Here is an 18,592-nt window from a genome sequence, read left to right on the forward strand (position 1 = left end):
TAATAATTACGAATAAAAATAATATAGTTTTGGTAAAATACATCATTTAGTGATGCGCTTCACTTTTTTGGTCTTGAAACAAAAGTACAATTTTTCATACAAGTTTGGTTGAAAATGTGAAATTTTGAGAGATGTAACTTTGTATAAATTAATAACCATGATTGAAAGAATTAGCAGCAACGAAACTTTAATTACCACTTTTTTAAAGTTACTCTTTTTCCATTTTTACTAGTTATTTCTTCATATTCCCAAATTAATCTATCGTACAACCCTTTTTCATATGTATATCCAGTCAAAAAATTATTGTTTTTCACTTTTACTTCTTGTTCTTCTGAAAAACTGCATTGTTGAATTTTCATACCAATGCTCATCATTAGAAATACATTGTCAACCAGTAAATTATAGCCTCCTATAGATGGGGCAATCTCGAGCGTTTTCTTTGAATATCCTTTATTATCAATGCTTCTTTCATGACTTAATTTTTTTGTTTTAGATTATTTATACTATTTTATATTGCTTTTCAATTAGATATTTTTATAAAACACATTCAAAAACCCCAATAACTTTCAAGCTTTCCAGTTCATTTTCAACCAATTCAATATCATAATATTTTGTATCATGAGAAAGAGGCTTTAATGTGATTGTATCGTGCGCCCAGCTTTCGTTTATAATATTTTTTTTGCTTCTATATTCTTTTACGGTATAACCAGATCCAAAATCAGGATCTTGAATATTTGTATGTTCTACTAATACAATTTTGCCATCTCGAGAACCTCCCGTATATTTTCTAAACATACAAATTGAATCATTAGGAATTATTTTGTTCATTGACTTACCAATAACTTTGCAAGCAAATAAATCATGTGATGGCTTATAAGCTTTAGGTAGTGCAATCCACTGACAATCAGTAATAGTTTGTAATTCACTAAAATTACCTGCTGCGACCTTTAAATCATATATCGGAATGCTATTTACATAAGGAATGACTTCATCTTCTTGTAAAATAGGTGTCTCTTTTTCAGTCTTGAATTTAGGGATAAATTGGGAAAAATAATCTCTTAGGTTTTTATCACAAACATATACATAGGTTCCTTTAATACCCCTTAGCATTATTGTTTTGTATATGTTTAAAATAAAATCTTTTAACTCTTCAGGATCAACAATAGATTGTTTTCCATTTACATCAAAATAATTTTCTTTTATAATTTTAATTTGATTTGTTGTCTTATCAAAAGTAATTTCATTCCCAAAAATGATTCCTGTGTAATTTAAATCGTATCCTTGCGTAGTATGAATACAGCCCACTTCCTCTCGGGAGTTTTCAGAATTAACCCAATCAATATTTGTACTGTTCCACTTTAGCCTGACATTCTCAATTTCAATGTCATAATCTTGCTTGGAGTCTTTTTTATTGGTGATCCATGGCCAGGAATATCCGGCAACTAATCTTGATAAGCCATTTTCTATATCTCTGGATTTTATTTCATTGATGATGTCTTCAATAGAATCAAAAAGGATAAGCTCATATTCTTTGGAGTTAAAAATAACATCCGAATTATTCAAGTTACATTTTAGAAGATTATCAACATATTTAACATAATCATTGCCTCCTTTAGATCTAAATTGAGATTTTAAATATTCAATTTTGGTTAAACTATTTCTTTTTAATTTATCAAAATCTTCCTTCTTAACATCAGATGGTTTTATAGATTGATTTTCATCATAAAAATATATAGCACTTTCGGATTGTTTCATGATCCAATCCAATTCATTACAGGTATATTTGTCTAGATTTAATTTTTCACAAACAATATCAGATGCCCTGAAATAAGCACCTAAATTAACACGTCTCCTTAATCGATGTGATTCGTCCACAATAACAATATCAAAGGTGTCTTTTACGATTTCTGCCGGGCCAATTACCATATTGGAATTCAATCCTTTTATATTTTTAAAAACTTTTTTTAAAGTAGTTCTAAAAGATGACATTGGGACAACTAATGCCATTTTCGGGTTTGGATATTTTTTCTTTAATTCAAAAACAAGTTCCATGAATTCAAATTCATCATTTCCGAATTCTTCAAAATTAAAATCCTCATTAGTAGTATTAAGTAACTTAAATAAGAATATGGCTAAAATTGTTTTGCCGGTGCAGGCTCCCCCTTCAATAATAATACTTTTATAATTATTATCCAGGAGGTTTTTCATAATAACCAAAAGCCCACTTTTTTGTTCAAAACTTAAAGTTTTGTATGGTGAATATTTAAATAAGTCAGAATTATTAATATAATCGATAGGATGCTTAGCTATTCCAACGGATCTTAAGTTGTCCCAGATGGATTTGAAAATATCCCAATACACTTCTTTCTTTTGGTAATAGTTATGATTGGCTAATCCAACATTTCCATTAATTAATTTATATTGCCCATCGCCGGAAATATATTTAATGAGATTAGATTCTATATCTAATGTTGCAGATTTATTAAACTTTTCACTTGAAATCAAATGGACACCAACTAGTTTATTTTTTATGTTATTTCTTAAGTGACTAATCATTCTGGCATATGCATCTGTAGTTTCACCAACATATGCTTCCATCACATTACCATCGCTTAAAATATAGACAACAGGCCATAAATCTTTTACGTAATGTAGATTATTAAGTTCATTAACAAGAGTCGAATCAAAATCAAATTTTTTAATTGTGAACAGGGGGGGCTGATTCATAGTTCATTATATTTTTTTGCAGTGCCTTTGGCTTTGTCGACAGGGTATTTTAATGCGTTCTTTTGAATTTTTTCTGAAATTATGTCAAAAACATCGAGGTTATGTTTTTCGGCAAGTAAAAAAGCATAAGATAAAATATCCGAAAGTTCTTCTTTTAATCGATCTTTATTAATGTTTTCGACTTCATCTCCTGTTTTCCACAAGAAAATTTCATTCAGTTCAGCAGCTTCAATTGAAATTGCTAAGGCTAAATTTTTAGAGTCATGAAATTGTTTCCAATCCCTTTCATCCCTAAATTGAATTAATTCTTTTATGACTTTATTAAACTTTTTCATAATATAATACGTGGTTTATATCAAATTTAACAATCCCTATTATTAATAAGGATGATATGTGAAATTATGCTTCTAGGATATATTGTTTAAAGACTTTATCTTTTATAAAAATTTGTATCTAGTAATTACATTGCTAAAGTATCGAATATATACCAAAGTGTAATGAGGAAACCCTAAAGTAATTAAGAAATATCTTTCTGATTTTTTTAAAATAACTTCGTTCATTTTTAAGCTTTAATAACGTAGGCTAATTCGTTTCCCGTAGCTTTATTTTCAATTTCTAATAGACTTATTTTTTCTTTTCGTAGTTGAAACAAAGGATCAAGTATTTCACTTAAGCTTAATTTTATAACTTTTTCTACTGAATTGGGAAGAAGTTTAAAAAGGAATTCAAATTTTGAAAATTTATATTTCATACCTGCCAATTCCATTTCACGTTTAAATTCTGTAATTAAATATTCAATTTCTTCTGCAATTTCTTTTTCGCTAAGATTTTTTTCAGAAATGTTGTTAGCCCATCTACGAAGCCTTAAAAAATTTAATCTATTGGATTCTTCATCTCTATATTGAACGATGTCAAGGAGGGGTACAGTTTCATCCGGAATAGGGAAGTTATCAATTAAAACCCTGTACACATTAGCTTTTGGAAATGATAAATCTAATGTTTCATATGAAAGAAGAGAAGAAACAGGAAGTACATCGTCACCGTACTTTTCTTGATGAAGCAATGCAAAAAGTCTTTCTTCTAATGCCAATAATTGAAAATTTGCATTCGAGGCGAGTAAATGACTTTCCGGAGAATTGGCGTTTTTTTGTAGAAATTCATACTTTTCATATTCGGAATTCAACAAATCAGTGATTTGAAAATAATTATTTTCATTTGCTTTTGATATAGAAATAGCATTGAGTTCAGCAATAGTACCTACCTTCAAAAATCCCTGATCAACAAGAAGTTCTATTTTCTCAAAGTACGATTTTTTACCATATGAGGTATTCAACTGTAGATCTTTGAATTCATCAAAACGATACGTGATTAAAGTTTTATGTAGGTAGAAATTTTTTATTATGGAATTATAAGATCTGCTGGATAAATAATATCTTAAATCTATTAGACCGTTTTGCATGGTGATAGTTTTTTAAATTACGATAATGTAGATATTTTGGTATTTGATTGAAATGGGTGCCATTTTATTTGAACTTTAAAAAAGGTTTTAGCGTCCATGTTGTGATCGAAGCGCACGGGTATATTTGACTAAAGCCCCATCTTAATCTAATTGATTACGACATTGACACAATTTTTTTCAGCTTAAGATTTTAAACAAAATCACCTACGAAAGCTATAAAAATTTTAAGTCTTCGTTTTAGGGAAATAGCGGTACTATGGTTCTTTTATCCAGATCACCAAAAATTAATCCAATCAATGATAGATTATCTCAACAAGCGCTTTGAATCCAAACCGGAATAAATCGAAGTTTCTCCGGATGAATCTCAACAAAATCAATTTTATAATTACATTTTTTGTGTTTTCTTTTTATTAAATATAAAAAATACAGCCCTTAAATGTTTATTGTTCATTTCAACTTTAATCCAGATTTAGTGCATTATTTACAATTTCAATTGGATTCGAACCTTTCTTGAATATAATAGGAAAGCCTGATACCTCTAAAATATCGCTTTCTAGACCTACTTCAAGATAAACATCTTTTTCATCAGTCAACTTTGTAAGTTTAAATAAACGTGATTTGTTTCCTAAACTGCTGGTGGCAAGTAATCTTAAATCTAGATCTGTTGTTTCCTTTTTTAATGCAGCAAGTATAGGAGAAACAACAGCAAGAAGCAAGTTCCTCAATGCTTCGCCCTCATTTATGATCTTTGTTTTTGAGCAATATTTCATCGCTCGAATAATGTCACCGTATGATTCTTGAACACTCGGCACACTCTCACCCATAAGCTCATTGACTTCGTAAGATGCAGCATTGGGCTTTTCATCGACAGTTAAAGTTGTAGAATGCTGGTAATATGACTCGATAGTGCCTCTTCGTAGTATAAAGCAACCCAGTGTTTCAAGGAAAGCTAAAAGTGTTGTTAAACGAATTTTAATATTTAACAAATCATTGCTTGTAAGTTTGATTTCTTCATTAGAATTATTAAATAGATAGCAAAAAGTACTTCTTCTTTTTGCAATTATTTCATCTTTTTTAATATCACGATGAATCCAATAATAGTGCTTTTCAGCCTTATCCTTAATTTGATCCCATTCTTTAATCACTAATTGACAAAAATCAGTGTATATATCTTTCGCAAATTTAGCGGCATCTTTGTGACCTAGGTTTTGTGCAAGATCTGATGATTCTGGAAGTTTTGTAAATACTCCTATAATATCGAGGCTATCAGTTATGGCATCAGCGTCGCCTATTAAAGCAGGAGCTTTACCAATGAGTCTGAATAACTCAACTACAACTGGAAATTGACCTTTTCCGGTAACAGGTAGAATTTGACAACCAGCCGCTTCTATATGTAACTCAAGTTTTCGACTCAAAGCCAAACAAATTATTTCATCGCTTGGACCTTCTACCAAAAGAGGCGTCGTGCAAAAAAGTGCTAATTTATGCTCCTGACCAAGCCTAGTTAATAATGCTTGAAGTTTTTTACCTTGAAAGTGACCGTCGTTTTGAGAAATTTGGAAAGGTCTCGTCTTAATGTCTTTACAGAAAATTATGGATGAAAATTGGGCAACAGAGCTTATTTCTATAAATTCCGTTGAGTGTGTCGATATAAATATTAACTTCTTCCCTTTTTGCGTATTGTTACCAGCTACCTTCTTTATTTCGTTTAGAAGAAATGATTGCAGCTGTGGGTGTAAAGAAACTTCTGGTTCATCTATAAGCAAACAACTAATTTCGTCATCGTAAATAGAAGTTAGTAAAGACGCCAAATGAAGCAGTCCACTTGCTTCACGTGCTGAATTGTAGTTTTTGTGTTCTTCATCGTCTATTTTGGCAAAGTAAACTTTTAGCTGTCCTGCATCCCACTCTATTATAATATCCCTATGAAATAGTTTTCTTAACCTCTCTTGAACTTTAATAAGGATATCTGGCCTTTCGGATAAAGTTGCAAAATCACCACCCACAGTTTCGTTTTGATACCTGTTCTTTACGTAATATTTGTCTCCAAATTCCGCATAATCATATTGAGGCAGATTTGTATTACCATTATGATTTGACCTATATGCTTCTATCATTCCTAATCTTCCAGCAGAAATGTATTTTATATTTTTTCCATTAGCATGATTTGACAATGATTTTTTTAGACCTTTAAGAAGCTGTGTCTTGCCCGATCCGTTTGGACCAAGAAAAGTTGTTAATCCACCATTAATTGTAATGATAGGATTAGAAACCCCGGTTATACCTGATTCGCTAAGATTTATTTCAATGTCAAACGGGAATTCCATAATATTAAATGTATGTCGTTAATTGGTATCTTTTTGATTAAGTAAACATAATATAAATATTTCTGTTATCTAAATTTTTAATATAAACAGGTATTTATACCTATTTTTAAATGTTATTAAACACTAAATTTGGTTGTTAATATCTATAAAAAAATACATAATTCACTTATTTTAAAAAGCCTAATCAACACAACCCTTTAAATAAAAATAATGAACCAAAATCACTTTGTTATTTTTGATGCAATTTTAAAATTCCTTTCAAAAAACGCTCATAGATCTGTTACATTTAAAGATTTAACTGAAAATGCTCTTTCAGACTCAAAAAATGCGCATGAATATTTAAAATCATTTAATAATTTTGTGTTCACAAAAAGAAAGGAACGCGAATTTGATAGTTTTATAGTAGACATATTTAAAGATAATCATAATTCTGAATTGATTTCTAATGCTTTGTATTACTTAAAAGGTGACGGTTTAGTTAATTATATTCCAATGAAACAACATGAATATATTACCGTAGAAATAACATCAAAAGGGTTGAACAAAATAAATACTGGTGGATTCAGAAGAGAATACAAGAGAGCAAATTCTAATTACTGGGTCGATAGAATCACTAAATTAGCATCTCTAACAATAGCATTTCTAGCACTTTGTTTAACATATTATGTTTACACCCATCCCAATTGTAAATAATCGCTTTTAAATTAATACGAAAGCTAATCAACCATATAAAGATTAAAGATATAAACAACTACACACTCATGTTATCAACAGCACAGGTTGCAATTCCTGACGGGGTAGCAGTTGATTTCGTTACCAATTTACTTAATCGACGTTGAACGGATATTGAATATTTCGGTTCGGAATTAGATACCCCGGAATGTTATGTTGATGAAGATATGAAAACATCAAGTTCTTAAATAACCTATTTTGATTTCCATTTTGGTACAGAGAAGCATTGATGACGATTCGTTTTCTGAGATTACGATTAATGAGTTCATTACGACAAAATAAAAAAGTTCGCTCACTACATCTGCGAGAGGATGAAGACATCGCTATTTATCTTTAATGTACATCGTCTTTATCAAGAGTAAGCACAACGGGTTATTCATAAAAAACTTCTTTATCCCAAATTTTCTTTCCGAGATAGTTACCGCAAAAATCGTAACGTTTTATAATGGCCTTTTCAGGATTTCTATTGTAATAAAAAAGCAATATCTCATTGGCTGTAATTTTTATACGGCGGTATCTTATGCCGTCACAGGCATCTGTTGAACAAATATCTATCGAGATTCCCTTCAGGATGCTATTTCCTTTAGCATCCGTTACCTGATCACGCACAATAATTTTTTTGTGCGGTAATTTCCAAAATAGAAATTTTCGGTCTTTCTCTGTCCGTTGGGTTTTTATTGTTACGTTGTTAGCGGAACAGGTAGTGTCAATAACATAGAAAGTATTTGTTGGTATCCCTTTGGTTTTACTGTTGGCAAAAAGACTAAAAAGACTAAAAAAACTAAATAGTATCGATAGTATAAAACTCTTTTGCATTTCCTTTTATTGTTTTTGACTTAGTGGTTTTGGCTATTGCCATCGGTCTCGTATTGAATTGTATTTTATGCCCTCTTATTTTGCCTTTCTTCAAACGAATATAAGATATATTTCGAACGCATCTTTTTTAAGTAGAAAGATTTCCTGAAAAAATATACGTATCGTAAAGTTTCATTTCACTACAGCTTTGTAAGCGGGAATTCCTCTATCCGTTGTTACTATATTAATACTATATTTCTATATTTTTGTAATCTTTTTCTGTTAAATAATTTGTATTGAAATAAAATTCCTTTTATATTCGTCATCTTTTATTTGTTAAAATAAATCTGGACTTAATTAATCAAATCTGTTTTAGCTATTACAAGATTCCTCTTGCAATGTTCCTAAAACCAAATTAGAACACCTTCATAAAACAGAATAATCGATAAAATAGTGGTGATGAAAAAAAGAGAAAAACGTTGGAAGACTATTAGGAATCCAACAAGAAGAAATGGCCAAACTGCTGGAGGTGACTCGTGGCAACTGGTCCATGTATGTATCGGGCAGGCGTAAATTGCCCAAAGAAGCCCAAATAAAAGTGAACGAAATGGTTGCCTTTGCAAAAAAGGTAAATACACCGGATCATATAAGTCCTTATTTAAGCAGACAGGAATAACAAACACAAGAATGGTTTGAAAATAAGAGGAACCATAATCTACTAATGCAAAGTACTATAGCGGCTCAACTCAAAAGGGGTAAGGAGAAATTTGAGGGGGCTTTTATTGCATTTCATCTGGTTGATTTTTTGGCCGATCGACCGAATTACAGCGCGAAATCGAAAGAGGTATTGCCGGGAATTAAAAAGAAAGCTGCAGCTGCCCTGGAGAAAAATGGCTTGGCATTGCAAGAACAGTACACCTTTCAACTATTGGTACTGGAACAGGAGGAACTGTTATTAGCAAAATACCTTTTACAGCACAGCTACCTATCCTGTCTGGAATAAAAAACAAATTACGAGAATACAACGAAATTTAATAATCAATAAAACAATAATGATGGAAGAAGAAGAAAAAAATGGAAAAGTATGGGGTGCACAATTAGAAGACATGTCCAATTTTGCGCATCTCAAGTGTAGTACTTGCGGAATGCATGTAACCGGTGATCGCAAATTGCCAACAGTAGCACAGCTAGAACTTACTCACATGATAACTAAATCACTTTCAGGCACACAAAATAAAAAAGATGTTATTCCGATAGCGGAGCCAGGAACAAAATCCCGGCAGCTTATAGAAGAGAAGTTGTTTACTAACGAACATAACCAAATGGTTTTATCCATAAAACTTGAAAAATGTCAGCTAAAATACGAGGAGGCTCTTATTGCTAAGAAGCTCATTACTTATTTAGACGAGGAAGTAAATGAAATGGAAAAATCGGAAGTAGAACGTTTATCAGGAATAAAAAGAAAAGCAGAAGCTACCAGGAAGAAATATGGTATCGTGTTGCGCGAGAAATTAACCAATAAGCTGCTTACCCTGCGAAATGAAGAGATTGTGTTGAGGAGCGAATTGTTAGAGGCATTATCGAAGGAATAGGGAATTAGGTATTCTATTGTTGCTGAACAGCAAACGGAATACGATTTTCGATACGGTATCATTTTAAATAAAAAAGCTCCGGATAACTCCGGAGCTTTTGTTTGCTTATTGCTTTTTAAATGTATAAAAATTCATATCGTCAGGATCATCGATCACTCGGACTAAATTATATGAGGTACTGGTAGTAAAGGGACCTGATCCCATAATTTCCAAGGTGCAATTGATTTTATAGGGCCGCTCAACTCCGTTTCTGTTTGTATAGGTTTTAGCAATGCCAAAATCTTTATAGGTCTGATTGCTTTTTAATTCCACCGTTTGGGTAGCGGGATTCCCGATAGTACCCATCACCCATTTTCCCGACAGATCGATTTTTCGGCTTTTGAAGGCATCATCGTCAGAGAAATAGAAATAACTGATCCGGCTTGCGCTAAACGTACCATTTTTATTCAGCAGAATAAAAGCACCATCAGCTGCTTTCCAGCAGCCGGTTACCTCTTTTTCTGTTATAGCAGGACTACAACTGCTTACGATGATAGCGGTAAAAAACAGCAGCACTATTTGAGACCTTATTTTCATTCTTTTATTTTTTAAATATCCTTAAAGGCAAAAATAAAAATAATAATTTTCTTATAACGCTGTGTGAAAACGAAAATTAAAATCAAGTGCCTACACATTCTGTTGGGAAGTCAAAATAAAAATTAAGTTTCACACACTTTCTGTGTGAAAGTGAAAATAAAAATCAAGTTTCACACACTTTTTGTGTGAAAGTGAAAATAAAAATTAAGTTTCACACACTTTCTGTGTGAAAATGAAAATAAAAATCAAGTTTCACACAACATTAAAAGCGAAGTAATCTATAAAACGAGTATGATGAAAAAAGGTAATACTATTGGGGATTTATTAGGAATACAGCAGGAAGAGATGGCGATGCTATTGGTCATAACGGCCAGTCAATGGTCAATGTATGCATCAGGAAAACGCAATTTGCCGGAAGCAGCGCAACTAAAGCTGGCTAAAATGCTGGCCTTTGTTGATAAATTAGATAAAGAAGAGCTCTTTCGTATGCCCCCTGTCCGGCAGACGGAATCAGAAATAAATAATTTTTGGGAAGAGCGGAGCATTACTAATCAACGTAAATTAAAACTTGCAATAGCCAGACTCGAAACGTGCAGGGCAAAATATAAAAAAGGTTTTATCGCCTGGCACCTTATTGACTTTCTGGAAACCCAGGAGGAGGAGGAAAGACCAAAATGGCAGGAGAAACATTTGCAAAATATCAGGGACAGGGCAGAAGCTGCAATGCAGAAAAATAACCCGGAGCTACAGGAACAGTATGAATTTAAAATCCGGTTATTACAATACGAGGAACAGTTGCTGAAAGACAAAATAAGCACTAATTAAAAAACATAAAATACCAAAATCGATGCAGTATTCCGGATAATTTGGTGTAGTAGCGGATATATTAATTATGATACTAATGACAGCATAAAACTTAATCTAAAAGGAATGAGCCCGATAAAATATCGGGCTCATTATTATCAAACTTAATTATACATTTGTCTCAACTTTTGGGTGCAGTCTAAAATGCTGTCTTTTTATTTCTTATATCCAATTGTATAATTATCTTAATTAAAAAGATAGTTATGTAAAAAGTCTTTTTCTAAAATTATATTTTCTTTTACAGGAGTCAAAATAAAGAGATAAATCTGATTTTCAGACTTGTATGAAACAATTTCAGCGTCTAAATTTTTTAATCCGTAATATTCAATAGTGCTATATAGTATTTTATTGTCGTCATTGTTAATCTTAAGTACGAATTTTTTAAAGTTGACAGTAAAGTTTTTTATGCTGTCATTATTTATCTGATAGTTTATTTTTGTATCGGAGAAAAAATCAATTGAATTTATTTTTTCTTTTACATCAAAAATTTTCGGACGCATCTTAACCTCAAACAGCCCTTCATCTACTATTGAAAAATAACCGGGGGTAGGGCAGTCAGCTTTTTCATGATTTTTAAAAGTAAAGGCAGATGATACATTCCCCAGCTTAATAGTAATTAAAGAGTATTTTGACTGAATCTTAAATTGTGAGACAACAGTGTCGCTCCCTAGTGTATAGCTTCCGATACAAACAGCATCTTTTTTTAATAAAGTAATGTTTTTTATACTCATGCTTTTTTCCGGTACAAAAGTAAGATCATCATTGATGACATATTTTTTACAGCTTATAGCCAAAACTATTAGCAATATCACACAGATTATTTTCATAATAGAATTTATTAGTAATGGGTGTATCATTTCGTCAATTAATAGGCAAGTTGATAGGAGTGCGCTATTATTTCTTCCGTAGCTCTTGTAACGGCGGGAGCTGCTTCGGGCTGCAATATAGATAAAATAATTCCGCCTACAAGCATCATTGTGTATCCTCCCGGTTTAAAAGCAACATCATAACCACCGTTTCGGCCATTACCGTTTCGTACATTATAGTGCCATCCTACACCATCATTTCCAAGGCTAAAGCCTTGTGAAACATTCTTGCTATCCGGATACATGTACCTCACACGATAATCTTTTGGTCTGAAATTCAAACTGTATCGTCCGAGATTAAATTGGTAATTTCTTCCTTCATCAATGCGGTTAAAGAAAGTATCATTTACTTCAAACATGCTCTGCTGTCCAATCCTAAGCCCGATGTAGGTTTTAATTTTAAGCTGATCTCCGACACCTGAATTAAATTGACCCTTTTGCCCGGTTTGATGAGTAGAAGTATATGAAAAGTCTTCTTTTCTTATATTGATGCCTTTTGTGAGCTCCACCATTTTGCTCATATTTGGTGGCGGTCCCGTACTTTTACTTTTATGACCGAATACAGATTTAAATGCATTACTTATAGAATTTCCTACCGATTTAAAATTATTGCTTAAAAAATTGCCGGCGTCTTTAAAAGCATCACTCCATTGATCTCCATTAATATTTTTTTTGAACCATTCGCTTATTCTGTAATCTTTATCAAATTGCTTCCAATCAAAACTAGAACCTGTCTCTGTTCCGGGACCAACACCGATGCTGCCCCCGCCCCCGCCGCCACCTGGACAATCGCAGGTATCTCCGCTTAAATCGGTATTTGTTAGGGGATTATTATATACATAACCATATTGATTGTAATTTTGCGAATTAGTAACATCTTGTATATAGTTGTCGGCCTGAAGGAATCTGTGAAGTTTAGGATCATACAATCTTGCATTCATATTTATAAGTCCTACACTCTGCAAATGTTCATGTCCGGTATAGCCTCTGTCTAAAACCGTTAATCCATATAACGCATTTCCAGCTCCGTCAGTTACTTTTAATATACTTCCCCAGGCATCAAATAAACGTTTTTCTACTACTGAACCTGTGTCATCACTGATAGCAACTATGCTTCCCTGATAATCTCTGTGAAGATATAAAAATTGGTTGGCGCTGGTACCATTGCTTTTAACAGCGATAGGAGCATCATAACCATCACCCCCAACATAAGTTACAAATTCTACTGAACCTGTAGCAATGTTTTCTTTGATTTCCATTGTGCCATCTGCCGAATAGTGTTTTCGTAGTGGTCTTAGTATTTTATTTTGCTGAAAGCCCCCATAGTACATGGTGCTTCTTTGATTATCATTATTATAAGTAAAGCTGATTTTATCAAGACCAATTTCTTCAATTTGGTTTGGTGTCTTAAGACCATTATAGGTAACGGTGAGTTTTTTAACACTCACTTCTGAAGGCTCGCCCGTTTTCTTTATTTTGACATTTGAAAACCGCAGTGTTCCTGAGCCTATTCCATCTAATCGCAGTCTCAGAGATTTAACGCTGGCAGGAACTAAAACAGTCATTTGAATTTTACTCGAACCGTTTTGGACTGCAGAACTTGCGCTGCTGACGTATGAATAATATCCGGTTTCATTTGCATTGTATTGAAAAAGTGTCAGCTGCCCGGTAGTATTCTCTGCCGTAACATAGCCTTCAAAGGTATATTCTGTATCAACGGCATTGTCTATTTGTACTGCTGCGTCAGATTGTACATAGCAAACACCATCACCTGCGAGATTCATGCTAAATTTAACACCGATTCCATCAGTTGAAATACACTGAGGATTATGCGGGTTTAAGTTCCAGCCCGTTGTAAATCTCAGATCATCATAAAATATACCATCTCTGCTGATAAAATAAGCTCGTGTTTCTGAACTAGGATCAATACTGGTATTCTGGTATTTTAAGACAGGATCATATTTGAAACTTCCCAGATTATTTTGTAAAATATTTCCTGACGCCGCGTATGTTTGTACCTGCTGCAGACCTTGTTTATTTGTATATTCTGTAAGTCTTTTTATCTCATCGTATTTAAAAGATTCTATAAAATTATTAAAACCGCTGTTAGTCCTGCTGTCTAAATTATCAGTATTCTTGTCAAAAGCAGTAGTTAAGGTCAATAAATTTGCTAATGAGCCAGTTGTTTTATCAAACTGTTTACTAGTTAAGTATCCATCTGTATTGTAAGCATTGGTTGTTTTTACTCCGTTGCCGGTAATACTTTCCAGGAGCTGTCCTTTAGCATTAACTGTATTAGCCTGCCATATCACTCTGTTATTTGAATCTAAAATTTGGTATAAACTACCAAATTTATATGCATTTTTTGTTGTTACAGAGCTACTTTTACCTGCTATTTCCGCGAGTTTTGTTTCTGTTGCAACTCGGCCTATAGCATCATAAGTAAATGATTTAGTAAATTTCGAAACCCCAATTTTATTTTCTTCAACACTCATGACTCTTTTAGTATTGTCATAGGCAATTGTAGTTATGATTTTATTGGTTCCGACAGGTTCATTTTTATCTTCAAAGGAAATAGTAGAGGGCAGTTTGTCACTATTGTAGGTATAGAAAGTCTCGTTATTCGTTCCGCCGCCTACTACAGTTTTTTGAATGGGTCTGCCGCTGTTGTCACGCACAATAGTTGTTTTTACATTGCCATTTTGAGAAGTATCTTCAATTAGCTCACCAAAGTCATTGTATTTATAAGTAAATGTGCCTGCTGAAGGATCTATTTGTTTTGTTTTTTTCCCCCAACCGTTCTGCTCTACATTAATACTGATACCATTATAAGATGTTTTTTTTAAGTTTCCTCCTGGGAAATATTCCATATTTATAGTTCCTCCAGTTGTTTCATTAGTTGAAACAACGTCTCCGACAGCATTTTTGGTTATGCTTTTAACTATTTGACCATCTGTAATAGTACTTGTCAGTCCATTGTAGGATGCCAAAACAGATCTGTTGTTAAATAATATATTTTGTGTAGGTCTGCTGTAAATATCAAATTTAGTTTCATTCCATTTTGATGGTGAAGAACCGAAGTAAGGTTCGCTGGTTTTGTAAATTCGATCATATATGTCATACAAATAAGAGACATAAGAGTATGTACCATTAACATCTTTTACCCCGAATTTTGTTCTTCTGCCTAAATCGTCAAATTTTTCCTCCGTAGCACTACCATCAACAGCATCAGTGGTAGCTGTAACGGTGGTTTCTGAACCTGCAGCTCCTGAATATGTATTGGTGTAGGCGTAGGATATAGTTTTATTTAACTGATCATCTTTTACTGTAAGGGGTTTAAACCAAACGTCATAAGTATAAGATTTAGATAAGCCGTACTTATTTGTTTCTTTTTTTAACATTCCGTTATTTATGTCATATTCATATGTCGCGGATAGATTATCATTATCTGTCACTTTTGTCATGAAGCGACCTGATAGATCATATTCATAACTCGTTTCTCTGGGGCTGCTGTAAGGCCCGGTAATTGTTTTTTTTGTTAGATTTCCAAAAGAATCATAATTAAAAATTTCTGAAAATGTGTCATTATCAGATGCCTGAGTTCCATAAGCATAATTTTCGCTAAACTCAAGGAGATTGGAAGCGTTATATTGATACATCTCAGCATAGCCGGATATAGTACTGCCTCTTTGTTTTGATACACCTTTGGAGTATGGCCTGTCAATTATATATGGAGTTGTCGGATTCGGATTTTCATACTCAATACCTTCCATTTCGGTCTCGATTACAGTAGAACCTTCCTTAGTGATTTTTTGAGTAAGCAGTGGGTTATTATTTTCATTATATGAAGTTGTTGTCTCAGTACTAGTATTTTCTAAATCATTATACTGAACAATACCTGTATTCTGCAGTTTAAATACCTTATTGGACTGTAAGGCATCCTGCTCGTTAACAGGAGTATAAGAAAAAACAGATTTTGTAGTGTAACTGGACGGACTAACACTATAGGGATAAGTTAAATAGGGCAGAAAATAGCTTTCGGTTACAGCGCCTCTTTTCTTAAAGTCCCGATTGGTTACCGTACATAAAGCCGGATTGTTACTGTCATGCCAGTTTGATTCCATTATGGATCTGAAGCCCATAAATCCTAAACCTTCATAATTGGTCACAGCACCATAGTAGCCATACAGTTTCATTTTAGAAACAGTAGCACTCTTTTTCTCGAGTTTAGTTACAATTTGAAAATCAGGAAATGCTACTATGTCAAAATAAGGATAGAGTTCTGTACCCTGACTTGGTGTGTAAATAGAATTATTATACATCTCATAAATTTGATCCAGAGGCTGATAGGATATAAATTGCTGGACACCGTTACCTGTTGTAATAGAGGTAAGTAAACGGTCTTTGTTTGCATCTTTTTTCGAATTAAAAAAATGTAATTTATTATTATTTATAAATGCTATCTCAAAGCGGGGACGCTGTTTGTCGCCAGTAGGCAATGCAATTGGCAGTGCATATATATTGATGTCAGCTCTTGCAGCTGTAGTAGCTGTGGGTACATTAAAAGAAGTTGGACCCATTTCTGTGATTGCCGTAACCTGAATAGTTCCTAAGCCGGTAGAGCTGTTTACACTGTTTTTTATAATTGTTAAATCATTCTTACCGTCATTATCGTAGTCAGTAGCAATATAATTATAGCTATTGTTGGAATCGTTACCCATTACGGAAGTTATATTTCGCGCTTCCTTAACGAAAGAAACGCCTGTTGACATATAACGGTACCAGCCAACATTGGAATCCTGCGGTATCATAAAATCATATTTTCCGTCACCATTGTAATCTCCCATAACAATGGGTTTATTTACTACAATGGTCGAATCTGAAGCCGGGGACTGATACAACAGCACAAACAACTTATTGTCATTAACAGAATAAACCCTTACTTTTCCGGCATCAAAAATGTAGATGTCGGATTTTCCGTCTCCGTTAAAATCTGCGACATATACTTTGCTGGTAGGAAAAACATTTAAATTTCCGGCAATGTTTGCAAAGTTTGAAGTTATTCTTCTGTCTAAATTAATAAAATAAGAATTTCCAAAGTAAGTATCAGTGACACTAAGGGGCTGATTGTTGGCGTCACAGGGAGCTAAATACGAATAGGTGAAATTGACTTCTATAGCGATAACGTCACTTAAACCATCACCATTAAAATCACCGGTGATATAGCGTTTTGGAACGGACACCGTATGCACAGTAGGAGGCCTGTTTTGCGTGCAGCTAAGCGGATGCTCAGAATAATACGTAAATTTAGGAAAAGTGTATAATTTTTCGTCTTGCGGATATATAAAAGTGGAGGGGTCCGTAGAGTATGTTTTCAAGGATGTAACATTGGTTGTGGTATTAGTTTTTACAACGGTCCATCCTTGATTATACATTAATTTGTTATTCCAGCTTAACCACGTAACAGGCAATATTTCTTCGAAAAGTCCCTCCTGAATAGCAAGACCCATATTTGGAATGGTCTGAGCTCCGGTATTGGCACTAATACCTGAAAAGAGCCAGTATTTCGCTTTTGCACTTGATCCTGTAGTAGGATAAAGAATAAAATCCATATTTCCATCGCCATCAAAATCTCCGGATACAGCGGAAGCATTTGTTGAAGATGCATTTTCAACATTTAACACATTTGGATTAGTGACATAAGAAATGGCCGTATCTGTATTGTTATATGAAAACACCGTAGGATTATAACTTTTGGTGTTGTCACCGCTTTTTTCTGTAATTGAAAATACTCGGTCGTATTTCTCTGAAGTTTGTGCCATTGCATATTCGAGCACATAACTTCTGAAACCTACACTATTACTTTTTGATTTGATTTCTTTTAGCCGATTTACCCTTTTAACAAGCAGACCTCCTACATAGTAGTCTTCAAATCTGTTTTTTGCTTCATAGGTAAATTGAATTTCATTAATGGGAGTAGTAGTTGTTTTGGTTCCATATTTTATGGAAGCAATTTCTAAAAGATTATTTGACAGGCTATAATTGTAGCTGATGCGGATACCCTGGGCATTTTCCCAATAGGTAACGGACCATTCCGTAATAGATCGGGAATCTGTTGAATTGCCATAATACGCCTTAGAACCATCAGGGTATTCTACAAGAAAATAGGCAGGTCCAAAATTAGCTCCATTGGGATGAACACCGTATGATGTCACTTTTAAATTCGAAAAGTTCTCCGTTTCATATACAGTTCCATTTAGTCCGTACGTTTCGGGAGGCCCATTTTTTATGATCAGTCGCTGACCGTCTATGGCAAAACGATCCAGTATATTAAAATCGACAGCATCGATTTTCCCGTCGTGAAATTTAGTGGCCGGAATTCTTGAGATTGTGGATATCCCGGAGATATTCCAGCCATATCCTGCAGGACCGTTTCCTCCCTGGCTATTGTAGGACAAACTGATTTCAGGCACAACTCCATTGATGCCGGGAGGTGCTGCAATAGGAATAGAGTAAGAAGCTCCTCCTGATAAACTTACAGACAAATCACCATCAGTGATGCCAGGATCACGTTGTACTCCCGTAGGATTTACTTGTGCAAAAGTAAAAAGACTTAAACTAAAAAATAAAACTGAAAAGTAGAATTGTTTCATA

At 33.6% G+C, this 18,592-nt stretch carries 14 protein-coding genes; 5 read left to right on the plus strand and 9 right to left on the minus strand.

Features of this window, described 5'->3' with window-relative positions:
- Nucleotides 1–191 precede the first annotated feature (191 nt).
- From EV142_RS24095 to EV142_RS19255, 5 genes are all read right to left on the minus strand, one after another.
- Nucleotides 192–359, minus strand: a complete 168-nt coding sequence (locus EV142_RS24095; protein WP_158286345.1) for a hypothetical protein — start codon at nt 357–359, stop codon at nt 192–194.
- Nucleotides 360–534: 175 nt separating this feature from the next.
- A complete protein-coding gene (locus EV142_RS19240) occupies nt 535–2,727 on the minus strand; it encodes a DNA/RNA helicase domain-containing protein (RefSeq protein WP_132037473.1) in 2,193 nt (730 codons plus the stop codon).
- Nucleotides 2,724–3,062, minus strand: a complete 339-nt coding sequence (locus EV142_RS19245; protein WP_132037474.1) for a nucleotide pyrophosphohydrolase — start codon at nt 3,060–3,062, stop codon at nt 2,724–2,726. Before EV142_RS19245 ends, EV142_RS19240 begins: the two co-directional genes overlap by 4 nt.
- A gap of 227 nt (nt 3,063–3,289) precedes the next feature.
- The gene (locus tag EV142_RS19250) at nt 3,290–4,186 is read right to left on the minus strand and encodes a hypothetical protein (protein ID WP_132037475.1); all 897 of its coding nucleotides are present in this window, start codon (nt 4,184–4,186) and stop codon (nt 3,290–3,292) included.
- Between the two features lie 458 nt (nt 4,187–4,644).
- Nucleotides 4,645–6,513, minus strand: a complete 1,869-nt coding sequence (locus tag EV142_RS19255; RefSeq protein ID WP_132037476.1) for an ATP-dependent nuclease — start codon at nt 6,511–6,513, stop codon at nt 4,645–4,647.
- Nucleotides 6,514–6,723: 210 nt separating this feature from the next.
- Between EV142_RS19255 and EV142_RS19260 the strand changes: the two genes are divergently transcribed.
- Nucleotides 6,724–7,206 (plus strand): hypothetical protein, encoded by a 483-nt coding sequence (locus tag EV142_RS19260; RefSeq protein ID WP_132037477.1) that lies wholly within the window; start codon nt 6,724–6,726, stop codon nt 7,204–7,206.
- A 411-nt stretch (nt 7,207–7,617) separates the two neighbouring features.
- Here EV142_RS19260 and EV142_RS19265 read toward each other — a convergent pair whose 3' ends face one another.
- Nucleotides 7,618–8,061 (minus strand): hypothetical protein, encoded by a 444-nt coding sequence (locus EV142_RS19265; RefSeq protein ID WP_132037478.1) that lies wholly within the window; start codon nt 8,059–8,061, stop codon nt 7,618–7,620.
- 490 nt (nt 8,062–8,551) lie between these two features.
- Here EV142_RS19265 and EV142_RS24100 point away from each other — a divergent pair, with 490 nt between their 5' ends.
- From EV142_RS24100 to EV142_RS19275, 3 genes are read left to right on the plus strand one after another with little or no spacing between them, the layout of a single operon-like run.
- Nucleotides 8,552–8,716, plus strand: a complete 165-nt coding sequence (locus EV142_RS24100; protein ID WP_158286346.1) for a hypothetical protein — start codon at nt 8,552–8,554, stop codon at nt 8,714–8,716.
- 45 nt (nt 8,717–8,761) lie between these two features.
- Complete coding sequence (locus EV142_RS19270) at nt 8,762–9,043, plus strand: hypothetical protein (RefSeq protein ID WP_132037479.1); 282 nt, start codon at nt 8,762–8,764, stop codon at nt 9,041–9,043.
- Between the two features lie 49 nt (nt 9,044–9,092).
- On the plus strand, nt 9,093–9,632 hold the full coding sequence (locus tag EV142_RS19275) for a hypothetical protein (RefSeq protein ID WP_132037480.1): 540 nt from the start codon (nt 9,093–9,095) through the stop codon (nt 9,630–9,632).
- A gap of 105 nt (nt 9,633–9,737) precedes the next feature.
- Here the strand turns inward: EV142_RS19275 and EV142_RS19280 are convergent, their stop codons facing one another.
- A complete protein-coding gene (locus EV142_RS19280) occupies nt 9,738–10,208 on the minus strand; it encodes a hypothetical protein (RefSeq protein ID WP_132037481.1) in 471 nt (156 codons plus the stop codon).
- A 291-nt stretch (nt 10,209–10,499) separates the two neighbouring features.
- On the opposite strand from EV142_RS19280, the gene EV142_RS19285 reads away from it, so the two are divergent.
- Nucleotides 10,500–11,033 carry a hypothetical protein gene (locus EV142_RS19285; RefSeq protein ID WP_134092228.1) on the plus strand — a complete coding sequence of 178 codons (534 nt, stop codon included), beginning with the start codon at nt 10,500–10,502 and terminating at the stop codon, nt 11,031–11,033.
- Nucleotides 11,034–11,257: 224 nt separating this feature from the next.
- On the opposite strand, the gene EV142_RS19290 is transcribed toward EV142_RS19285, so the two are convergent.
- Both EV142_RS19290 and EV142_RS19295 read right to left on the minus strand, forming a co-directional pair.
- Nucleotides 11,258–11,899, minus strand: coding sequence for a hypothetical protein (locus EV142_RS19290; protein WP_132037483.1), 642 nt, complete (start codon nt 11,897–11,899; stop codon nt 11,258–11,260).
- A gap of 38 nt (nt 11,900–11,937) precedes the next feature.
- Nucleotides 11,938–18,591 (minus strand): RHS repeat-associated core domain-containing protein, encoded by a 6,654-nt coding sequence (locus EV142_RS19295; protein WP_132037484.1) that lies wholly within the window; start codon nt 18,589–18,591, stop codon nt 11,938–11,940.
- Between the last annotated feature and the right edge of the window lies 1 nt (nt 18,592).

This window comes from Flavobacterium circumlabens, from assembly GCF_004345565.1.
In the GTDB taxonomy this organism is placed as follows: domain Bacteria; phylum Bacteroidota; class Bacteroidia; order Flavobacteriales; family Flavobacteriaceae; genus Flavobacterium; species Flavobacterium circumlabens.